We start from the raw sequence: 19,622 nt of genomic DNA on the forward strand, positions 1-19,622 counted from the left end.
CATTGGAAATGCTCTATCCATTTGTTTTTACGCATGTCTTTATCCCGAAACCGGTTCCCACTTTCGGGAGACATGCTCTAAAACGCCGGATGCGTTTGCTGCAACCGGCGTTTTAGTTTTTGAAAGTATGATACCTAAAGCCCCATGGCTTTCAGTTCCTGAAGCGGGGGGATCGTTTCGTACATGACGGGATCGAGACGGTCCCAAATGATACCGCAGGTTGGCTTGTGGGGATTCTTTACCTCGATAGTGCGGGTGGGCGTGAAGATGACGTCTGCAACCGTATCATAGACATCCGGCGTGAGTTTTTCGCTCAACACCTGACAATCGTGCACGACGGCCGCGGCTGGGGTTGCGGCCGTGATCCGGCCCAGACGATAGAGCATGCCCCATTCGGCATCGAAGAAGCCATGCCCCTTGCCGAAGCGGACGCCCTCGAGATTGATCGCGCCGGTGCCGGTGACCATGTAGTCCACTACCGGCATGGCTGAAATGTCTTTCAGGGTTACCGGTTGTCCCACGCGCTCCATGCCGTCCAGCGTCGAGGCGTAAAGATAATAGTCCGGCGAAATCAATTTCGGATCGAGGACCCAGAAGCCGCGCTTGATCGAATAGGTGGTTATCAGAACGGTCTTTCCATCTTTCAATGCCTGCAGGCGCAGGCGGTCAAGACAGTTGTCAGGCGTAATGAAGATGAAATCTGCATTCTGATAGTAATGGTGGTCCGTCAGGCGGGCCACGGCATCCTCACCACCGTCGAAATCTGCGATGAACTCGCCGAAGTCGAAATGGAAACGACTGTCCGGTACAGCGACCTTGCGCAATTCGCTCCATACACGTTCGCGAACGGAAGCTTTGTGATCGGTGATTTCCATGGGGACTCCTTGCATTTTAGTCTGCCGGGCTCATGCCGCGGCGGGCGAGCACCTGACGCTCGCAGAGGGCTACGATTTGATAGAAGAAAACAGACAGCATAACGGACACCACTGCGACGGCCCAGATCATGCCATAGTCGAGATATCCGCGTGATTGATTGAGCAGATTTCCGAGCCCTGTCCCCGTCGCCAGCCATTCGGCAATCATGACGCCGAGCAGAGCGCGCGGAACGGCAAGACGAATGGCCGCGAAGACGTAGGGCAGGGAGGCTGGCACTGACACCAGCCGGATCTGGGTCCAGACGCTCGCACCATATGCGCGGGGCACGTCCAGCGCCGCGCGCGGAACCAATGCCATGCCCTGCGCCATAGTCACGAAAGCAGGGAAGAATGTGACTGAAATCGTTATCCAGAGGATGACCGATGGTCCGCGTCCCAGCAACAGGACGAGCAGCGGCGTCAGGGCAACGAGCGGCATTGTCTGAGTGACAAGGGCGACAGGCATGAAGCCGCGTACGATGGCGGGTTTGGCAACGGAGGTAATGGCGAGGGCAAAGGCAAAGAGAATACCTGCGGCCATGCCGAGAAAAGTGAGCGGTAAAGTCTGCGAAAGAGCCGTCAGCAATTTTGCCTGCGCCGGGGCGGAGGATGGAGCGAGGAATAGATACTCGAACAATCCGACGGGGGTTTTGGCAATCATGGCTGGTGTTCCCATGGCGACAAGCAGCAGCCACCACAAGACGAAAGGAAGAGCTATCGAACAAATGACGAGAGCAATGTTTAGGCCGCGAGACGCGCGGGATGCAGCGTTCGGAGCGCTGGCCGGGACGGTGATGGCCTTTGTGCTGCCTGTCAAAACCTTTGCAAGAATGGAAAAGAGTGCATAGGCCAGCCCTGCGAGCAAGGTGGCGCATAGCCCAATACCCCAGAGCCGGGCTGGTTCGGCTCTGCCGAGGGATCCGATCAGGTAGGCACCAAGACCGAAGCGGCCACCGCCACCAAACTCGGCCAGGATTGAGCCCAGAACCGCATTCGGAGCGGCAATGCGCAGACCGGCAAGGATCGACGGCAGAGCGGATCGAAACTGTGCCAGACACAGCACTTTCCGTCGGCTGCCGCCATAGGCGCGAACAATATCCACCATGCGGCGGTCCGTCTGGCTGATGCCGGTCACGGTAGCGGCCATGGTGATGAAATAGCAGCCAAGCGCCGCCAGCGTGATACGCGGCGTCATTCCTGAAAAAGTCAGAACCAGAATGGGAGAGATGGCAATCGGAGGCAGTGCAAAGATTGCAATATTGACGCCACGTCCCAGTTTCGCTGCGGTCGGAAACAACGCGAACAGGATACCGGCTGCAACGGCAATGAGATTGCCGATGATAAAGCCAGCACCCGCGCCTTGAAGTGTCGCCAGTATATGGGGCGGATAGTCGGCGCGATCTGTCCAAAGGCGAGCGAGAATCGCCGAAGGTGCTGGCAAAGCACCCTCTGCGATCAGAGAAAAACGGCCGCATATCTCCAAGACTGCCAGAAGGATGACCCAGTTGCGCAAGGTGGAGAGGTGATTCGTTGACGTGGTGTCAGCCATGCAGGGCCTCCTCGACGGCGTCCTCCAGCGCATGGAATTGCGACGTACTGAAGATTTCGGGGCTGCGTGGACGATCCAGCGGAATATCGATGATCTGCGCGATGCGTCCGGGGCGGCTGTGCATCACCACTATCCGATCGGCGAGAAATACGGCCTCGTCAATTCCATGGGTAACAAGCAGGGTTGTCGCCTTGCTCTCAAGCCATATGCGTTGAAGTTCGATATTCATCTGACGACGCAATATCTGGTCGAGTGCGCCGAAAGGTTCATCGAGAAACAGAACGCGCGGATCTGTGACAAGAGAGCGGGCGATAGCGACACGCTGGCGCATGCCGCCGGAAAGCTCGCCGGGGAGCGCTTTCTCGAAGCCAGTGAGCCCGACAAGGGCGATTAGCTCGGCAATCCGGCCAGCTTTCGTGGAGCGCGAAAGGCCAAGAACATCCAGCGGCAACGCAATATTGTCTTCGACGCTGCGCCACGGCATGAGTGCTGCATCTTGAAAAGCCACGCCGGTCAGTCCGGCTTTCGCAGCCTCGACCGGGCTTTTGCCCATGACCGAAATTGATCCGCCATCGGGCTGGTCGAGACCGAGCGCCAGACGCAACATAGTGGACTTGCCACAGCCGGACGGCCCGATAAGTGCCGTGAAGGAGCCTGTCGGACATTCAAGCGAGACGTCGGAAAGTGCAATCACATTTGTGCCGCGCCCCGAAAAGGAGCGCGTCACATTTTCCAGTTTGATCCCGGACATATCAGGCATCAAATCTCTTCAAGAAGGGTTGTATCGAAATGATCGCGTTTGGCGGCGATGCCGATAGTGCCAAGCGCCTTGATTGTGTTCTCGATCGCTTCTTCGCTCATGGAAAATACACCATTCGGCGACTCGATGAGCGGCTTCTGGGCTGTATTGAAGTAGATTTCGTTTTCGATCGACCGACCTGTGCCCTTGAACCAGGTGTCGGCAAACTTTGGCGGATAGGCTGCCGGGTCCTTGAGGTTCTCGTCCCAGCCTTTGCGGCTTGCCCGAAGGAAAGCGACGATTTCCTTGCGTTTTGCCTTGAGTGTTTCTTCCGTCACGACAACCGTATCGTTGAAGATCGTAAAGCCGAAATCATAGAGCAGGAAGGAAACAGCGTCTTCGCCAGCCTGCTTGATGGTGAAAGGAACATTTGTTGTAAAATCGAGCGAAGCGTCGATCTCGCCCTTGATGAGTGGTGTCGGATCATAGGCGTAGGGAACGATATTGACCTGGGAAGGCTCAATGCCCGAAATCTTCAGCATGGCTTCGACCGAGATGACATTGACCGGCGGCACAGCGAGCGTCTTGCCGATCAGGTCCTTTGGCTCCTTGATCGGATTTTTGGCGAGCGAGATAATGCCGATAGGGTTCTTCTGGTATTGGGCGCCGATGATCTTGAAAGGCGCGCCCTGTTCGACGATCGCCTTGATCGTCGTATCGGGGGTGGTTAGGGTCAGGTCGGCCTTGCCCGCAATGATTGTGCTTTCGGGAATGACATCGGGTCCGCCAGATATATAGTTCAGATCGACGCCTTCCTCACGGTAGAAACCTTTATCGGCGGCAATGAAATAACCACTGAACTCCGCGTCATTGATCCATGAAGCCTGAAAGTTGAAAGGCGTATCCGCGGATGCAAAACGACTCATGGCGGGCAGGGCGGCTGCGGCACTTATAAGTCCGAGAAAACGGCGGCGATCCAGGACAATATTCATTGAAGCTTCCTTTTTGGTGCTGAATTGGTCAGGCAATGCCGCGCATGCGCGCAAGCTCACGCAGCGGCGGGATGGACTGGATTTCTTCGGCTGAAACGTCGCTCCAGCGAACACCGCGCGGTCGGCGGCGGTTACGCGTTATCTCGATCAGGCTGCTCGGCGTGGCAATGAAGTCGAGAGCAATGTCGCTCTCTGAAACGTTGAGGCGTTCTTCCACAATCTGCACGTCATGCACAGCAGCAGCAATCAGGGATTGCTCGTCAGCAAGTCCCAGGTCGGTGAACATGCCCCATTCCAGATCGAAGAACGCATGGCCTTTGCCAAAGCGGACTCCGTCGATGGAAACAGCGGATGCGCCAGTCGCGATGACATCAAAACGACCGATATGAGTCAAGTCTTCGAGACTGACCGATCGGCCGAAATGTTCCATTCCGTCAAGCCAGGCTGCGGCTTTCTCCAGCCCCGGGGGAACGGATCCCGGTTCCAGCAGGAGAAAGCCGCGCTGCATGCCGTAGGTCGGCATGATGAATGGTGTACCCGACATGATCAGGCGACGGCGCAACTCGATCATGGAATTATCTGGTGTCACAAAAACCAATTTGGCTTTCGTTATCCCTGCCAGCGCCAGCAGACGATCCGTAGCTGCCTCGACACCTTCAAAGTCCGGTATGAATTCCGAGAATTTGAAGTGGAAGCGTGCATCAGGGCGCGCGACATCTTTCAGCCGCTCCCAGATGCGCTGCCGTGTACTGCGGGAATACGCCATGGAGATTCCATGAATTTCAATGTTTCATTATCAATGAAACAAATGTTTCAGTATTGCAAGAGCCGATGATAAGCTTTTTTAGTGCTAAGAGAGATTCGGAATAAACGCACATGGCTTCACGTCTGGTACTGCGCATACAGGAACGCTACGCAAAGCTCACAGCAGGTGAGCAGAAAATCGCGCAGCTAATTCTTGAGCGGGAAGACGACATCTTGATTCATTCCGCTACCGAAATCGCGGAGATGGCAGGCGTATCCAAGGCGACGACGGCCCGCTTCTTTCAGCATTTGGGCTATGCCGATTTCAACGAAGCGAAACTTCAGGCGCGAGAAGAGCGCAACCGCACCGAACCTTACGATTACTCGAGGACTATGGACGAAGAAGTGCCGCTGGTGCGTACCATCAGTGCACATCTTGATCTGGAGATCGCCAATATAACCCGGACGTTCGAGGCGCTTCGCTCCGATAAGATGCGAGAAGCTGCCGAACTTATCGCAGAAGCGCCGCGTGTCTGGGTGGTGGGGATAGGCGACGAGGAAGGGTTCGCACGCTATGCACGGCTTTTGTTTTCGAGGCTGCGTCACAGCGTGATGATCCTTGGCATCAACCAGGGCTCGTGGGCTGAAGATCTGGCCATGACTGGCCCGAAGGATGTTTTGTTGCTGATAACGCTTCCGCCACACCGCGCTTTGCTGAGGCAAATTCTGGGTTACGCGGCGACGAGCCGGCTGAACATCGTGACCATTACAGATCGAGGATCCGTTCCGGAAGCACAGCGCTATGCGCGCGTCGTCCTGCCGTGTCATGTGGACAGTTTCGCGTTAGGTGTATCTTATACCGCTGTCAGCAGTGCAATCCGGCTTCTGGCATTGACCTATGCCTCGCATGCAGGAAAATCGGCGCAGCAGCGATTGGAGATCGTCGCTGGTATTCACGACGAACTTGATGATATGGACTGAATCCGTCGTTCAGTGGTCGCGGATGTGTTCCGGGCGAAAGCCCATCCCGATCAGTCTGCCGGCCAGATGTGCGAGGACTGGCCATCGTGCGAGATGGCGCATGAATGCTGGTGGCCCATCGCGTTTAGAGTGTGTTTCGCGTTTGCGACGATCACTTCGCATCATCAGTTGCAACTTCTGCGTTGCCTTTGCTGGAAAGCGGCGTCTTGCTTCGACGGCTGCAAGATACGGGGCTAAATTTTCGTTTCCCCTGAGCGGTGCGGCCAGAATATTTGCTGTCGCAACGGCATCCTGAATTGCCAGATTGACTCCGAAGCCGCCGATGGGCGACATGGCGTGGGCGGCATCACCGATGCACAGTAGCCCCGGCTTCCACCATGTTTTCAGTCGGTCGATGCGTACGCTCAGCAGGTGAACGTCATCCCATGTGCGTATTTCGTCCATCCGGTTCGCAGGCAATGGCGATACTTTTGCGACTGCTTCCCGGAATGCATCGAGCCCTCCTTCCTTCACATCGGCGAAAGTTTGTCGGCGAAGCACATAACCGCATTGCCAATACTTGCCGCGATCTATCATGACGAAACCTTGTCGGGGTCCACCATGGCCCATCGTATAGGGCGGATCATCGGGAGCGTGAGACAATTTCATCCAAAGAATCTCGCTTGGCGAACCATAGCTTTCGACCTCCAGGCCAGCCTTCGTGCGCACCACAGAATTTCTTCCGTCCGCACCGACGACGAGTTTGGCATCAATTGTGATCGCCTTATCAGGTGTCGTTGCGAGGAGGCCGGTGACATTCCCGTCCCGTTCGGTCAGCTCGGTCACGCTGGCTGACATAATGAGCCTGAAGTTTGGATACTTCGCGGCTTCGCGCGCGATATAGTCGAGAAATTCCCATTGCGGCATGAAAGCGATGAAGCGGCACTGAGCGGGAATTCTGGAAAAATCAGCTATCGTGATGTTCTTGCCGCCGATCTCCGCATTCAGCCGATACGCCTTGGTATGAGGTAAGGCGAGGAGCCCGCCTAACAAGCCTAGTTCATACATGATCTGCAGGGTGGATGGATGAATCGTGTCGCCGCGAAAATCACGCAAAAAATCGGAATGTTTTTCCAGAACGGTGACGTTCACACCTGCGCGTGCCAGCAGAAGTCCCAGCATCAATCCTGCTGGACCTCCACCCGCTATCACGCAAGCGGTTTCGATATGGAGGCTATTCGATGTGACTGGCTGCGTCATGACATACCTGTTCGACCGCGCTTGTGTTGTGCACAGGACATAAAAAGACCGGCGCTCTCGGTAGGTCAAGCGCCGGCTGGAAGTCTACGCGACCACTAGAGGTCAAAACATGAATTAAATTATCAAGATTAATCTGTCAAGTCAGTGCGCGCTGTTGTCTGACAAAGGCGACCACTCTTTTTGGTGAGCAGGCGGCTGAGACATGTTCTGCGGTATATGTCATGGAAACCCCGATCTGGATGGGCCGGGGTTTCTGGATAATAAAGACGTCGAAGATCATTCCCAGGCAGTCTATTTCTGTATCTGTGCCGCCGATTGCTTGATCGCAGTCGTGATCTGCTGGCAGAACGGCTCCACACTCTTGCCTGATGTCTTGGCAAATTCTTCGACATCGGTTTCCTGACCCATCGACTGGACGACGCCTTTCTTTCCTGCTTCGAGGGTGGCGTCGAGCCCCGCCTTATCAGCCGGTGCCTGCATCAATTTCATGATCGACTGCTGGCCGTCAATGTCTTCCTGCGTGGCAAAACCCTTATCCTTACAGTATTCGACAATACCAAGCTGATTTGTTGCAGCCTTGTAAAGATCTTCAGGCGAAATTTGCGGCGCACTTTGGGCCATCGCGCCTCCGCTGGCAAGAATGGTCAGCATAAAGGTGCCTATGCCTGCATTTTTCATGATAAAAACCTTTCGATATTCGGTTAGGCCCCCGAATAGAAAGGCATAAAGATCATAAACCAAGACGTGAAATAAACTGGCGGAAAGCCCTTTAACATTTTTTGACTTATCCGCTCTTTCCATATCGAGTTTGTTACCTATCCAAGTGCTGGCGGTTTGCTTTTGCCAAGTTGCCGTTCGCGGAAGACCGAGAACAGTCCGGCGCCAACGACGACAATCGCGCCAGCGACGATGTTCCATGTCAACTGTTCGTGGAAAACCGTGACCGCGATACATGCTCCGATAACAAGCTGCAGATAGGTGAGGGGCTGCACTTCTCCCGCTTCCAGAATGTTGTAGGCGCGGATGAGAAAGTAGTGGCTTGCGATACCGCAGGCACAAAGAGCTGCCATCCAGAACCAGTCGCTTCGCGCAATTGGCATCAGATAGAAACAGCCAACAAAGGTGAGGGCCACGGCCCCTGCTATGCCGGTGTAAAAGAAACTGGTCATGGCATCGTCACTCTTGCTGACGGCGCGCGTCGCAACGGCATAAACGGCGAACATGACCATCGCGGCCACCGGCAGAAGCAAACTTGCGTCGAATTTCGCATTCACAGGATTGATAATCAGCAAAACGCCGATCAGTCCGACGACGATCGCCGTCCAACGTCGCCAGCCAACTTTTTCACCCAGGAATGGCACGGAGAGCATCGTCACCAATAAAGGTGCGCCCTGAAAGATTGACTGCGCTGTTGCCATACCTGCGCGACTGAGAGCGAATATGAACGTAACGATTTCCGCAGCAAGCAAAATTCCGCGAAAAAGTTGTAGAAAGGGACGTTTCGTTGCTGCGGCTTTGGCGATGCCGCCGGAGCGCATTGCAAGCATAAGAACAAAGGCTGCAAAGACCCAATAGCGGATCATCGTTATCAGGATCGGCGAATAATGAGTGCCAAGGTATTTCGAAATACCGTCCTGCGTTGCAAAAATGGTAACTGCGAGAAGTGTGAAGAGGTAGCCTTGGCCTTTGCGTGTCATGGCGCACTCTTATCGATACAGCTTCGGAGGTGCCACCCATAAAATCTGAAAAACGCGGATAGTATCGGCGTTGCCGCATTCGTATGGTGAACCTCGGGCTTGACGCGACGCTGGTGTTCCTGGCCGCATCCGACCCTTTTGTCGACACCGCCACTAAAGCCGAAAGCTAACGAAAGGCGAGTGTCCCTCGCGGCGCTTCTTACTTTTGCCGCGCCGTATCTCCTTAATTTGGAAAGAGTTCCAATTTTATCGCCTGAAGATTTCCAGTCGAATCTTTTTGATGGATTGACACCCTGAAGTTCTCAGATATTCTTTTATAAAAGGCTATATAACATAATTGTGGAACAAACTAAAAATGGGGATTATGCCTTGCGGATCAAATTAGCACTCCTTCTGGCTTCAGCCATGATTTTCAGTCCTGGCCTTTCGCTGGCGCAAGACAAGGGTGGCGTCATCAATGTCGCGACCATTGGCGAGCCGCCGACGCTCGACCCGATGGTATCCACTGCCGATCTTGTGGGCATTGTCACACAGCATATTTTTGAAACGCTCTATACATTCGACAAGGAATGGAAACCGACGCCGCTACTGGCCGAAAGCCTGCCAGCAATCAGCGAAGACGGGAAAACCTATACGATAAAGCTGCGCTCTGGCATCAAATTCCATGACGGCAGTGACATGACATCGGAAGACGTCGTTGCGTCGTTGCAGCGTTGGACGAAGCTGGCATCACGCGGAAAGCAGGCGTCAGCCTTCATCGAAAATATTGCTGCGACTGATCCGGCTACAGTGACCATCACGCTCAAGCAGCCTTATGCGCCGCTGACTTCTCTGCTCGCTTTCAACAATTCTGCGGCGATCATCATCCCGTCGGAAAAGCAGGCAGAGCCGATGAACGAGTTTATCGGTACCGGTCCCTACATGCTCAAGGAGCGCAAGGCGGATCAATACATTCAGCTCGTGCGTTTCGATGGTTACAAGTCGCGCGACGGCGAGAGTGACGGCTACGGTGGAGCGCGTCATCAATATCTCGATGAGATCCGGTTTGTTTCGGTTCCTGACGCAAATACCCGTGTTGAAGCGGCGGTTTCCGGACAATACGACTATGTCGATTCCATTCCGGTGGAATCATTTGACAAGATCAAGTCTTCAACTGCTTCACAGCCGCTGCTTCTGAAACCCTTCGGCTATCCTGTCTTTGTGTTCAACACCAAGGAAGGCGTGGCGTCGAAGCTGCCGGTGCGAAAGGCCGTGACACAGGCATTGAGCATGGAAGACATGCTTGCGGCTGCATTTGGCAGTACGGAATTCTACGCCCTGGACGGTGCATTCTATCCGTCCAACTTTGTCTGGAATACGGAAGCTGGTGTCGAGGGAAACTATAATGTCGCCCAGCCCGAGGCGGCGGCAGAAGCATTGAAGGCTGCGGGCTACAATGGCGAACCGCTGCGTATCCTGACCAGCCGCCAATATGAGTTCCATTATAAGATGGCGCAGGTGGCTGCCGAATATCTGAAACTTGCTGGCTTCAAGGTGGACCTGCAGGTTGTCGACTGGGCGACACTGACGCAGCGCCGTGCTGATCCCAAGCTTTGGGATATTTACATAACGCACAGCCCTTTCCTGCCCGAACCTGCTTTGATCGGCTCTTTGTCGACCAGTTCGCCGGGTTGGTGGGATACGCCTGCGCGTAAAACCGTGGTCGATGCGTTCACATCCGAATCCAATCCAGAAAAGCGTGTTGCGCTGTGGGCAGATGTCCAGAAGACCATCTATGACGAACTGCCCTTGATCAAGATCGGTGACTTCAACGCTGTTGCGGCCATGTCGACCAAACTCGAGGGTGTCGATCCGGCTCCGTGGCCCTATTTCTGGAACGCTTCGCTGAAAAAGTAACTTCCTGCCATTGCGAATGCCGATCGGCTGGTCGGCATTCGCTACAGCATCGGCTCAAAAATCGGAATCGATTTTTGGAAGGCACGATGCGTAGCTTCAATAAGCTGGAGCGACCTTTGTGCGTCCAAATGGACGCACGGTGCTCTAAACGGATCAATCTGGAGAATATGATCGCATGGTGCGCTACATCCTTCAGCGGTTTGTCGGCATGGCCGTCGTCATGTTTCTGGTCGTCACGATTGTATTCGTGATCGTTCGAGTGACACCCGGCGATCCTGCGGCCGTCATGCTCGGACCGGATGCGTCGGCGCAGGACATTGCTGATCTGCGCGCCCGGCTCGGACTTGATCAATCGCTGGTCATTCAATACTTCTATTATATCGGTCAGCTTTTGAAGGGTGATCTCGGTCAGTCGATTTTTCTCAACATGCCGGTTGGAGCAGCGTTGCTTGATCGAGCCGAACCGACATTCTTTCTGACGGTTCTTTCTCTTCTGATCGCCTGCATCATTGCTTTGCCGGTTGGGATCTACGCCGCTTACCGGCGCGGTTCCTTTGTCGATCAGGCGGCGACAACGGTTGCCATGCTCGCAGCAAGCATACCGAGCTTCTGGCTCGGGCTCATCCTCATGCAGTTTTTTGCGGTCCGGTTGAACCTGTTTCCGGTATCCGGCTATGGCGGGCCTGGTTCAAGCTTTATGGACCGGATGTACCATCTGATCCTGCCAGCTTTCGCGCTGGGACTGGTTTCCTCTGCCCTGATCCTGCGTTTCACGCGTGCCTCGATGCTTGACGTCCTTGGCGATGATTATATTCGCACGGCGCGCGCAAAAGGGTTGATCGAGCGGCGCGTGATTATGAAACATGCCTTGAAAAACGCTTTGATCCCGATCCTGACAGTCATCGGCCTGACCGCAGCCGTCCTGATCTCTGGCGCAGTGGTGACGGAAACTGTGTTTGGTGTGCCGGGGGTTGGAAATCTTGTCGTGTCTGCCGTCCTGCGACGGGACTATCCGGTAATTCAGGGGGCGCTGCTCGTCATTGCAGGGCTCTATGTCCTGATCAATTTCATCATCGACATGCTTTATCTGTTCGTGGATCCGAGGGTTCGTTACTGATGGCCGATCTTGTTACGACCACACAAAAAGCACCTTCGGAACGCGCGTTGTTCATTCGTCGATTGTTCAAGCGTAAGACCGTGGCGGCAGGCATTATTGTTCTGACGGTCTTCGTTATCCTTGCGCTGTTCGCGCCATGGATTGCACCTTATTCACCGTCGAAGCTTTCCATCGTCAACCGTCTCAAGCCACCGAGCGAGATGTTCTGGTTCGGTACGGATGAGTTCGGACGCGATGTCTTTTCGCGCACGATTTACGCCGGACGGTTGTCACTTATGGTTGGAGCGGCTGTTGTTGTCTTGTCAACGATCATAGGGGTTACGCTCGGACTGCTCGCCGGTTTCTTTCAGCGTCTGGACACACCGATTGCCCGCCTGATCGATGCGATGATGGCTTTCCCTGATATTCTTTTGGCCATTGCATTGGTTGCTGCGCTCGGCCCCTCGCTGGCGACGGTCATCGTCGCGCTGTCGGTGGTTTATTCACCAAGGCTGGCGCGTATCGTGCGTGCCTCGACATTGGTGATCCGTGAATTGCCCTATGTTGAAGCCGCTCAATCGCTTGGAATTTCGACATTCCACATCATGACGCGGCACGTGCTGAGGAACCTGATCTCGCCCATTATCGTGCAGTGCACTTTCCTGTTTGCGAGCGCAATGCTCGCCGAAGCGGGCCTCTCGTTCCTCGGTCTTGGCGTCAGCCCTGAAATTCCGACCTGGGGAACGATGATTGCCGCGGGACGCCAATATATCGGTCAGGCCGACTGGATGACCTATTTCCCCGGCTTTGCCATCATTCTTTCTGTCCTCTCGCTCCAGATGGTGGGGGACGGACTACGCGACATGCTCGACCCAAGACTGCGAAGGGATTTGTAATATGATTTCCGGTGAACAGGCGAAAACGCTCCTCATCACCAATGTCAAACCGGTAGCTTTCGGTGCGGAACACTCCGATGCGACAACCGATATTCTGGTAGGCAAAGACGGCAATATCAGCGCTATCGGCAAGTCGTTGAACGCACCGGCTGATGCCGAGCGCATCGATGGCAAAGGCGCGTGGATTTCGCCAGGTTGGGTCGATCTGCACGTTCATATCTGGCATGGCGGTACGGACATCTCGATACGCCCGTCGGAGTGCGGCGCTGAACGTGGGGTGACGACGCTCGTCGATGCCGGTTCAGCGGGAGAGGCCAATTTCCACGGCTTCCGGGAATATATCATTGAGCCGGCAAAGGAGCGGATCAAGGCTTTCCTCAATCTTGGTTCGATAGGTCTCGTCGCCTGCAACCGGGTTCCGGAACTGCGCGACATCAAGGACATTGATCTTGATCGCATTCTCGAATGCTACGCCGCCAACAGTGAGCATATTGTCGGGATCAAAGTCCGCGCCAGCCATGTTATCACCGGGTCTTGGGGTGTCACACCGGTCAAGCTTGGCAAGAAGATTGCCAAGATACTCAAAGTGCCGATGATGGTGCATGTGGGCGAACCGCCTGCGCTTTATGACGAAGTTCTTGAAATCCTCGGCCCAGGCGATGTCGTCACACATTGCTTCAACGGCAAGTCCGGTTCCAGCATCATGGAAGACGAGGATCTCTTCAACCTCGCGGAACGCTGTGCGGGTGAGGGCATCCGACTAGATATTGGCCATGGTGGGGCGTCCTTCTCATTCAAGGTCGCTGAAGCAGCAATTGAACGGGGCCTCCTTCCATTTTCGATCTCGACGGACCTTCATGGCCATTCGATGAACTTCCCTGTCTGGGATCTGGCGACGACCATGTCCAAACTGCTGTCGGTCAACATGCCGTTTGAAAATGTCATCGAAGCCGTCACGCATAATCCGGCGTCGGTGATCAAGCTTTCGATGGAAAACCGGCTCTCCGTTGGCCAACGTGCCGATTTCACGATCTTTGATCTGGTTGACGCCGACTTGGAAGCGACGGATTCCAACGGCGATGTATCTCGCCTGAACCGGCTTTTCGAACCCCGCTACGCAGTCATCGGTGCCGAGGCCATTACGGCCAGCCGGTATATTCCACGTGCGCGCAAACTCGTTCGCCATAGCCATGGCTATTCGTGGCGCTGAGACTATCGGCACAACATTGAATTTGCGGGAACGTCCCGTGACGAAATAATGAGGAAAATTCGTGACTCATTCTCCCCAAACGACCGAAATACAGCATTCTCCCTACGACCGGCTGGCATCGCTCGGCATAACCTTGCCACCGCCTCCGCCGCCGATCGCAAATTTTGTCACGCATGTTCGCGAGGGCAATATTCTCTATCTTTCAGGACAGGGGCCCCGGGAAGAGAGCGGCCATTTGCGCTCGGGTAAGGTCGGCAGCGATATTGGCATCGATCAAGCCTATCAGGATGCCCGTCTGACTGGCATCAATCTGCTGGCTGTCATGCACGAGGCACTGGGCGACCTTTCCCGCGTGAAGCGTGTTGTGAAGCTTCTGGGCATGGTCAACGCAGTGCCGGATTTCGAACTGCATCCCAACGTTATCAATGGCTGCTCCGATCTGTTCATCGAAGTCTTTGGCGACGCCGGACAGCACGCACGTTCAGCCGTCGGCTTTGGTTCGTTGCCGGGCAATATCACGGTCGAAATCGAAGCGATCGTCGCTTTGAACGACTAGGATAATGTCAATGATTGCGCCAACCCATCAGCTTTTCGATCTTTGCTGCCGAGGTACGCACCTGATTGGTGTAGCGACCCTCGTCGGAAAGCACTTTCTGTTCGGGGAGCACGATGGAGATCGTCGCAACGCATTGCCCATCACGGTCGCAGATTGGCGAAGCAATACAGGCAACAGCATAGTCGGATTCCGCAATCTGGATCGAGAGTCGCTCGTCGAACGCTTTCGCGGCAGCGTCCGAAAGGCTTGTAGCGTCGATTTCGGCTCGGCCGGTTGGAGACGTCCGGGCGCAGCGCCTGAAAAGCTCGACACGTTCACTAGCTGCCAAATGACCGACCAGAAGGCGGCCGGATGCCGTCCAGTTCAGCGGCACTCTGGTGCCAACGCGCGAGGCAACCTGAAACGGGCTCGGCCCGTCCGCCATGGCCAGAACAAGCATGTGATCGCCATCCCGACCGCACAATTGCACAGCTTCGTTCGCTTCACGGCAGAGATCGTGCATCTCGTGCGTGGCGACGCTCATGAAATCGAGCGAGCGTGCATAGGCAAGACCGTAATGATAGAGCCGGGCGCCAAGCCAGATTGCGCCGTCCGCGTTCCGGGCGAGCATGTTCTTTTCAACCAGATCATCGATGGTCACATAAACGGTCGACAAAGGCGCCTTGATGGCTTTCGCAATCGCATAAGGACCGGCCGGAGCGCCGGTTTCATAAAGATAGTCAATCACCTGCAGCGCACGGTCGATGCCGCTCACGCGCGATCGACGCGTCGACTTCGTTTCTGTGTCGTCCGCAGGGGACGTTTCGGCGGTGTTGGTGGATGACGATACACTCACTCAAGTGCTCCATGTGAATTCAAGAAGTTATTACATTATTATGGCATACGTGTCGATGGCTGAGACAATGAAAGAAATGGGAGAAATGAAATGACCGATGATATCCGCCGCAAGATCGGGCTTCGACCGGTCATTAATGTTTCCGGCACGATGACATCGCTCGGTGCATCCATTGTCGTGCCAGAGGCGGTAGAGGCGATGGCAGCGATTTTGCCGCAATTCGTCGAAATCAATGATCTGCAGCGCAAGGCGAGTGATGTGATCGCACGTCTGACGGGTGGCGAGGCTGGTTTCGTCACGGCCTCCTGCTCCTCGGGCATTACGCTTGCAGTTGCCGGTGCGATGACAGGTAACAACCTTCTTGCGATTGAAAGATTGCCGGATGTCACGCCGGAAAAGAACGAAATTCTTGTGCAGACGGGGCATGTGGTCAGCTACGGTGCCCCGGTCGATCAGGCAATTCGGCTTGCTGGAGGCAAGGTCGTCCTGATCGGGCAGGCAACATCAACCCATCGGTATCATATGGAAAATGCGATTACCGAAAAGACGGCTGCGGCAGTTTACGTCATATCGCATCACGTCGTTGACTACGGCCTTCTGCATCTCAGCGAATTTGTCGAGATCGCGCATGCGAAGGGCGTTCCGGTGATCGTGGATGCGGCATCTGAATATGATCTGAAGCTGTTTCTGGAAAAGGGTGCCGACATCGTGATCTATTCGGGTCACAAGTTTCTGGGTGGCCCGACATCCGGCATCGTCGCGGGCAAGAAGGAATTTGTCCGCAATGCTTTCCTGCAAAATCTCGGCGTCGGGCGAGGCATGAAAGTAGGCAAGGAGAGCATTTACGGCGTTATGGCGGCGCTGGAAGCATGGGAAAAGCGCGACCATGCTGGAATTCGCGAGAGAGAGACCGGCTATCTTGAACTGTGGAAGAAGACGCTGGACGGTCGCCCGGGCATTACGGCTCTGATCGAGCCGGACCCGACAAGCAATCCCCTCGACCGCCTGCGAGTTATCGTGACGGCTGCTGATGCCCATATCACGGCCTGGGATCTGGTAACGGCTCTAGCACGCGGAAATCCGCCTATCATCACCAGGGACCATGAGGTGGAGCACAATTATTTCTATCTCGATCCCTGCAATCTTCATCCCGGCCAGGAAACTATCGTTGCACAGCGTCTAGGCGAGGAACTTGACAAGGCCCGGGCATCGAACGAGCTCATCGCTACCCCTTTCGAGGATAGAAGCAGACATCGTTTCGATGGTTTGCTGCGCTGGCCGGATTGATTGGCAGAGCCTGAGTAAAGCGGAGGAACATTATGACGTCAGAAAAGATTGCGACGGTTGGAAGCGGTGACCCTGTACTATCCGTTCAAGGACTAACCACGTCCTTTCTGGTTGACGGCGCCTGGAAGGCGGTTGTCGATGATGTTTCCTTCGATGTCCGTCCCGGTGAAACTGTAGCAATCGTCGGAGAATCCGGGTCCGGTAAAAGCGTTACTTCGCTTTCGATCATGCGGCTGTTGCAGAACGATACGAGCCGCATCAAGGGCAGTATCAGGCTGGGTGATCGGGAACTTCTGACGCTCCGGGAAGAGGAAATGCGCCGGATACGTGGCAATGAAATCGCCATGATCTTTCAGGAACCGATGACCAGTCTCAACCCGCTCTTCACAATCGGAGACCAGATTTCGGAAGCGTTGCTCTGCCATTCGCAAATGTCGAAAGCTGATGCGCGCGCTGAAACGATACGCTTGCTGGAAAAAGTTCGTATCCCGTCGGCATCGTCACGTTTCGACGAATATCCGCATCGCTTTTCGGGTGGCATGCGTCAGCGTGTGATGATCGCAATGGCATTGGCGTCCAAACCCAAACTGTTGATCGCCGACGAACCGACGACAGCCCTGGATGTGACCATTCAAGGACAAATCCTCGATCTGATCAAGACATTGCAGGAAGAAGAGGGCACATCAGTCCTTTTCATCACGCACGACATGGGCGTGGTGGCTGAAATATCGGACCGTACGGTTGTGATGTTTCGTGGCAAGCAGGTTGAGACAGGACAGACGCCCGATATTTTTCGGCAGAGCAAGCATCCCTACACCCGTGCGCTGCTTTCGGCAGTTCCGGTGCTCGGTTCCATGCAGGGCTATCAACGTCCGTTGCGATTTCCGGTTGTAGACAATGTGACGGGGCTTTCGGAGAAGCCCGTCGAGGTGGCGGATACGGTTGACAAGGCCGATGGACCGGTGCTGGAAGTCAAAGGCCTTACCAAGCGCTTCGAGATTTACTCGGGCTTCATGGCGCGCTTGAGCGGGAGTGTTCATGCCGTGGAGAATGTATCCTTTGATCTCCGCAAGGGTGAAACCCTGTCGCTGGTCGGCGAGAGCGGTTGCGGGAAGTCGACAACCGGGCGCGCCATCATGCGACTGACCGAACCGGATTCAGGTGAAGTTCTTGTCGAAGGCCGAAATATACTCGCCCTCGACAACCAAGCTATGCGCGAGATGCGACGGTCGGTTCAGATGATTTTCCAAGATCCTTATGCCTCGCTGAATCCGCGTATGACGGTGGGAGCCGCCATTGCTGAGCCTTACATTGAACACCGGCTGGGGAGCGTGCGGGATGCGAAGGATGTTGTTGCCGACATGTTGGAAAAGGTCGGCCTGACACCGGATATGGCCAAGCGCTATCCGCATGAATTCTCTGGCGGGCAGAGGCAACGCGTTTGTATAGCGCGGGCGCTTGCCCTGAAGCCGAAAGTCATCGTTGCGGATGAAAGCGTATCGGCGCTTGATGTTTCCATCAAGGCACAGGTCATCAATCTCATGCTTGATCTTCAGCAGAGCCTCGATCTCGCATTCCTGTTTATCTCGCACGATATGGCCGTGGTTGAGCGCGTAAGCCATCGTGTCGCGGTCATGTATCTGGGTGAGATCGTGGAAATCGGGCCGAGGTCGGCTGTGTTTGAGAATCCGCAACACGATTATACCCGCAAGCTTATGGCGGCTGTTCCCGTTCCGGACCCTGATCGGCGACGGGCCAAACTTTCAAGTGAAGCGGGGGAACTCAAGAGCCCAATCCGCCCAGCGGACTTCATCGTGCCTTTACGTGAATATCGCGAGGTGTCACCTCAGCACTTTGTGGCGCTATAAAGCAGCGTTACGGTGCGCCGAGGCGGTTCAATGCAGTCCGCAGTGGGGCTTCCGAAATATGTATCAGCCCGGCATATGGGCTCGCCATGTCCGAAATCACGAAAATTGCACCCGCAACAGACAATGAACACACCATTATTATCAATATAGCGGTGCCGTTTACTGGAGCTTGCAGCCCGAAAGTAGCGAATAAAAGTGCCAGCCATGAAATCAGCACGATGAGAAATGGGAGGGGCAGGCCCTCATCGGTGGTTTCTACCAGTTGCCAATGGCCTTCGGCAATCATGTTGCTGACTTCAAGTGCTCGCGCTTGCAGAGAGCTTTGCGCTGCATCCGCCGGTTTCAAGGCGCGTAGACTGGCCTGAATATCCTCGATATCTTTAAACTCCGGTAGAGCTCCATCAGAGAGTTGGTCTGCTCTTTCAGCATTCCATGACCGATCAAGGCGTTTTTGGATGATTTTTTTGAGCACTGCACGCGGCTGCTCGGTTTCGGGCCCATAGCGCGCCATAACTCGATCCAGAAGAACGATGCGTGCCGCCGATGTTTTCATCTCGGCCTGTGCATCGTCATAATCGGTTTTTGCTGAGGCGATAAGAAGTCCGAGCGCGAGAGCGGAAAGCGTTCCGACAACCGCAGTGGCCAGGCGAATGACATCCTTGGATTCGGAGCTGAGATGATGCTCAGGCAGTCGTGTTCGGCAAAACATGCCCAGCATGGTTGCCGCTATCAAGATGATGAATACCAGTGCGCCAAGCAATAAGGAGTTCAACTTCGCCTTCCGCGACGTGCTCTCGGATAAGTTGATTTTTGAAGCCTAGTGGATTGAATTTGACGTTTGAATCCCGACTGACACTTATGCCATTTCAAACGTCAAATTCGAAAAATCCACTCGATACATATACTTGCTAGTGGTCTTTTTGATTCCAACATTTGCTCAGCGCTTGAGCCGAGGGATGCAAATGTTGGAATCAGACCACTAGTATAACATCAGCAAGGTGGGACGCAGCTTCACCAAAAGGATATGCTTTCCTTCTCAATGGCTCATGTGATCGATCCGGAGCCGGTGCACAGATGAATAAAGTGCACCTTGGGGTATCGGCGTACGCTCGAGTGATGCAAC

Annotated in this window: 18 protein-coding genes; 8 read left to right on the top strand and 10 right to left on the bottom strand. The window is 54.8% G+C overall.

Going from position 1 to position 19,622, the window contains the following annotated elements:
- Positions 1-134 precede the first annotated feature (134 nt).
- From FIB18_RS12220 to FIB18_RS12240, 5 genes are read right to left on the bottom strand one after another with little or no spacing between them, the layout of a single operon-like run.
- Positions 135-875, bottom strand: a complete 741-nt coding sequence (locus FIB18_RS12220; RefSeq protein WP_140020971.1) for a 5-formyltetrahydrofolate cyclo-ligase — start codon at positions 873-875, stop codon at positions 135-137.
- Positions 876-891: 16 nt separating this feature from the next.
- Entirely contained in the window at positions 892-2,463 is a 1,572-nt protein-coding gene (locus tag FIB18_RS12225; protein ID WP_140020972.1) for an ABC transporter permease, read from the bottom strand.
- Positions 2,456-3,223 (bottom strand): ABC transporter ATP-binding protein, encoded by a 768-nt coding sequence (locus FIB18_RS12230; RefSeq protein ID WP_140020973.1) that lies wholly within the window; start codon positions 3,221-3,223, stop codon positions 2,456-2,458. Before FIB18_RS12230 ends, FIB18_RS12225 begins: the two co-directional genes overlap by 8 nt.
- Complete coding sequence (locus tag FIB18_RS12235) at positions 3,223-4,194, bottom strand: ABC transporter substrate-binding protein (protein WP_140020975.1); 972 nt, start codon at positions 4,192-4,194, stop codon at positions 3,223-3,225. The genes FIB18_RS12230 and FIB18_RS12235 overlap by 1 nt, the downstream gene beginning before the upstream one ends.
- A gap of 28 nt (positions 4,195-4,222) precedes the next feature.
- The gene (locus FIB18_RS12240; RefSeq protein ID WP_140020977.1) at positions 4,223-4,960 is read right to left on the bottom strand and encodes a 5-formyltetrahydrofolate cyclo-ligase; all 738 of its coding nucleotides are present in this window, start codon (positions 4,958-4,960) and stop codon (positions 4,223-4,225) included.
- A gap of 110 nt (positions 4,961-5,070) precedes the next feature.
- Between FIB18_RS12240 and FIB18_RS12245 the strand changes: the two genes are divergently transcribed.
- On the top strand, positions 5,071-5,919 hold the full coding sequence (locus tag FIB18_RS12245) for a MurR/RpiR family transcriptional regulator (protein ID WP_140020978.1): 849 nt from the start codon (positions 5,071-5,073) through the stop codon (positions 5,917-5,919).
- 9 nt (positions 5,920-5,928) lie between these two features.
- Here FIB18_RS12245 and FIB18_RS12250 read toward each other — a convergent pair whose 3' ends face one another.
- The 3 genes from FIB18_RS12250 to FIB18_RS12260 form a co-directional block, all read right to left on the bottom strand.
- Positions 5,929-7,158: an FAD-dependent oxidoreductase gene (locus tag FIB18_RS12250; RefSeq protein ID WP_140020979.1), complete on the bottom strand. Its 1,230-nt coding sequence runs from the start codon at positions 7,156-7,158 to the stop codon at positions 5,929-5,931.
- Positions 7,159-7,449: 291 nt separating this feature from the next.
- Positions 7,450-7,959 (bottom strand): hypothetical protein, encoded by a 510-nt coding sequence (locus FIB18_RS12255; RefSeq protein WP_140020980.1) that lies wholly within the window; start codon positions 7,957-7,959, stop codon positions 7,450-7,452.
- A 14-nt stretch (positions 7,960-7,973) separates the two neighbouring features.
- Complete coding sequence (locus FIB18_RS12260; protein WP_140020981.1) at positions 7,974-8,855, bottom strand: DMT family transporter; 882 nt, start codon at positions 8,853-8,855, stop codon at positions 7,974-7,976.
- 405 nt (positions 8,856-9,260) lie between these two features.
- Between FIB18_RS12260 and FIB18_RS12265 the strand changes: the two genes are divergently transcribed.
- The 5 genes from FIB18_RS12265 to FIB18_RS12285 all read left to right on the top strand — a co-directional run bounded on the left by FIB18_RS12265 (position 9,261) and on the right by FIB18_RS12285 (position 14,509).
- The gene (locus FIB18_RS12265; RefSeq protein ID WP_407921857.1) at positions 9,261-10,751 is read left to right on the top strand and encodes an ABC transporter substrate-binding protein; all 1,491 of its coding nucleotides are present in this window, start codon (positions 9,261-9,263) and stop codon (positions 10,749-10,751) included.
- Between the two features lie 175 nt (positions 10,752-10,926).
- On the top strand, positions 10,927-11,868 hold the full coding sequence (locus tag FIB18_RS12270) for an ABC transporter permease (RefSeq protein WP_174977420.1): 942 nt from the start codon (positions 10,927-10,929) through the stop codon (positions 11,866-11,868).
- On the top strand, positions 11,868-12,743 hold the full coding sequence (locus tag FIB18_RS12275; RefSeq protein WP_140020983.1) for an ABC transporter permease: 876 nt from the start codon (positions 11,868-11,870) through the stop codon (positions 12,741-12,743). The genes FIB18_RS12270 and FIB18_RS12275 overlap by 1 nt, the downstream gene beginning before the upstream one ends.
- Before the next feature lies 1 nt (position 12,744).
- Complete coding sequence (locus FIB18_RS12280; RefSeq protein ID WP_140020984.1) at positions 12,745-13,953, top strand: amidohydrolase/deacetylase family metallohydrolase; 1,209 nt, start codon at positions 12,745-12,747, stop codon at positions 13,951-13,953.
- 61 nt (positions 13,954-14,014) lie between these two features.
- A complete protein-coding gene (locus FIB18_RS12285) occupies positions 14,015-14,509 on the top strand; it encodes a RidA family protein (RefSeq protein ID WP_168436646.1) in 495 nt (164 codons plus the stop codon).
- A gap of 7 nt (positions 14,510-14,516) precedes the next feature.
- Here the strand turns inward: FIB18_RS12285 and FIB18_RS12290 are convergent, their stop codons facing one another.
- Positions 14,517-15,344 carry an IclR family transcriptional regulator gene (locus tag FIB18_RS12290; protein ID WP_140020985.1) on the bottom strand — a complete coding sequence of 276 codons (828 nt, stop codon included), beginning with the start codon at positions 15,342-15,344 and terminating at the stop codon, positions 14,517-14,519.
- A 90-nt stretch (positions 15,345-15,434) separates the two neighbouring features.
- Here FIB18_RS12290 and FIB18_RS12295 point away from each other — a divergent pair, with 90 nt between their 5' ends.
- Positions 15,435-16,631, top strand: a complete 1,197-nt coding sequence (locus FIB18_RS12295; RefSeq protein ID WP_140020986.1) for an aminotransferase class V-fold PLP-dependent enzyme — start codon at positions 15,435-15,437, stop codon at positions 16,629-16,631.
- A 32-nt stretch (positions 16,632-16,663) separates the two neighbouring features.
- Positions 16,664-18,499, top strand: a complete 1,836-nt coding sequence (locus tag FIB18_RS12300; RefSeq protein ID WP_140020987.1) for an ABC transporter ATP-binding protein — start codon at positions 16,664-16,666, stop codon at positions 18,497-18,499.
- 7 nt (positions 18,500-18,506) lie between these two features.
- On the opposite strand, the gene FIB18_RS12305 is transcribed toward FIB18_RS12300, so the two are convergent.
- Positions 18,507-19,271 carry a bestrophin-like domain gene (locus FIB18_RS12305; protein WP_158295706.1) on the bottom strand — a complete coding sequence of 255 codons (765 nt, stop codon included), beginning with the start codon at positions 19,269-19,271 and terminating at the stop codon, positions 18,507-18,509.
- Between the last annotated feature and the right edge of the window lie 351 nt (positions 19,272-19,622).

Origin of the sequence: Brucella pecoris (assembly GCF_006376675.1) — a bacterium.
Lineage (GTDB): Bacteria > Pseudomonadota > Alphaproteobacteria > Rhizobiales > Rhizobiaceae > Brucella > Brucella pecoris.

Coding starts and splice junctions, on each gene's coding strand:
- FIB18_RS12220 (WP_140020971.1), bottom strand. CDS start 875: ATGGAAATCACCGATCACAAAGCTTCCGTTCGCGAACGTGTATGGAGC.
- FIB18_RS12225 (WP_140020972.1), bottom strand. CDS start 2,463: ATGGCTGACACCACGTCAACGAATCACCTCTCCACCTTGCGCAACTGG.
- FIB18_RS12230 (WP_140020973.1), bottom strand. CDS start 3,223: ATGCCTGATATGTCCGGGATCAAACTGGAAAATGTGACGCGCTCCTTT.
- FIB18_RS12235 (WP_140020975.1), bottom strand. CDS start 4,194: ATGAATATTGTCCTGGATCGCCGCCGTTTTCTCGGACTTATAAGTGCC.
- FIB18_RS12240 (WP_140020977.1), bottom strand. CDS start 4,960: ATGGCGTATTCCCGCAGTACACGGCAGCGCATCTGGGAGCGGCTGAAA.
- FIB18_RS12245 (WP_140020978.1), top strand. CDS start 5,071: ATGGCTTCACGTCTGGTACTGCGCATACAGGAACGCTACGCAAAGCTC.
- FIB18_RS12250 (WP_140020979.1), bottom strand. CDS start 7,158: ATGACGCAGCCAGTCACATCGAATAGCCTCCATATCGAAACCGCTTGC.
- FIB18_RS12255 (WP_140020980.1), bottom strand. CDS start 7,959: ATGGAAAGAGCGGATAAGTCAAAAAATGTTAAAGGGCTTTCCGCCAGT.
- FIB18_RS12260 (WP_140020981.1), bottom strand. CDS start 8,855: ATGACACGCAAAGGCCAAGGCTACCTCTTCACACTTCTCGCAGTTACC.
- FIB18_RS12265 (WP_407921857.1), top strand. CDS start 9,261: ATGATTTTCAGTCCTGGCCTTTCGCTGGCGCAAGACAAGGGTGGCGTC.
- FIB18_RS12270 (WP_174977420.1), top strand. CDS start 10,927: ATGGTGCGCTACATCCTTCAGCGGTTTGTCGGCATGGCCGTCGTCATG.
- FIB18_RS12275 (WP_140020983.1), top strand. CDS start 11,868: ATGGCCGATCTTGTTACGACCACACAAAAAGCACCTTCGGAACGCGCG.
- FIB18_RS12280 (WP_140020984.1), top strand. CDS start 12,745: ATGATTTCCGGTGAACAGGCGAAAACGCTCCTCATCACCAATGTCAAA.
- FIB18_RS12295 (WP_140020986.1), top strand. CDS start 15,435: ATGACCGATGATATCCGCCGCAAGATCGGGCTTCGACCGGTCATTAAT.
- FIB18_RS12300 (WP_140020987.1), top strand. CDS start 16,664: ATGACGTCAGAAAAGATTGCGACGGTTGGAAGCGGTGACCCTGTACTA.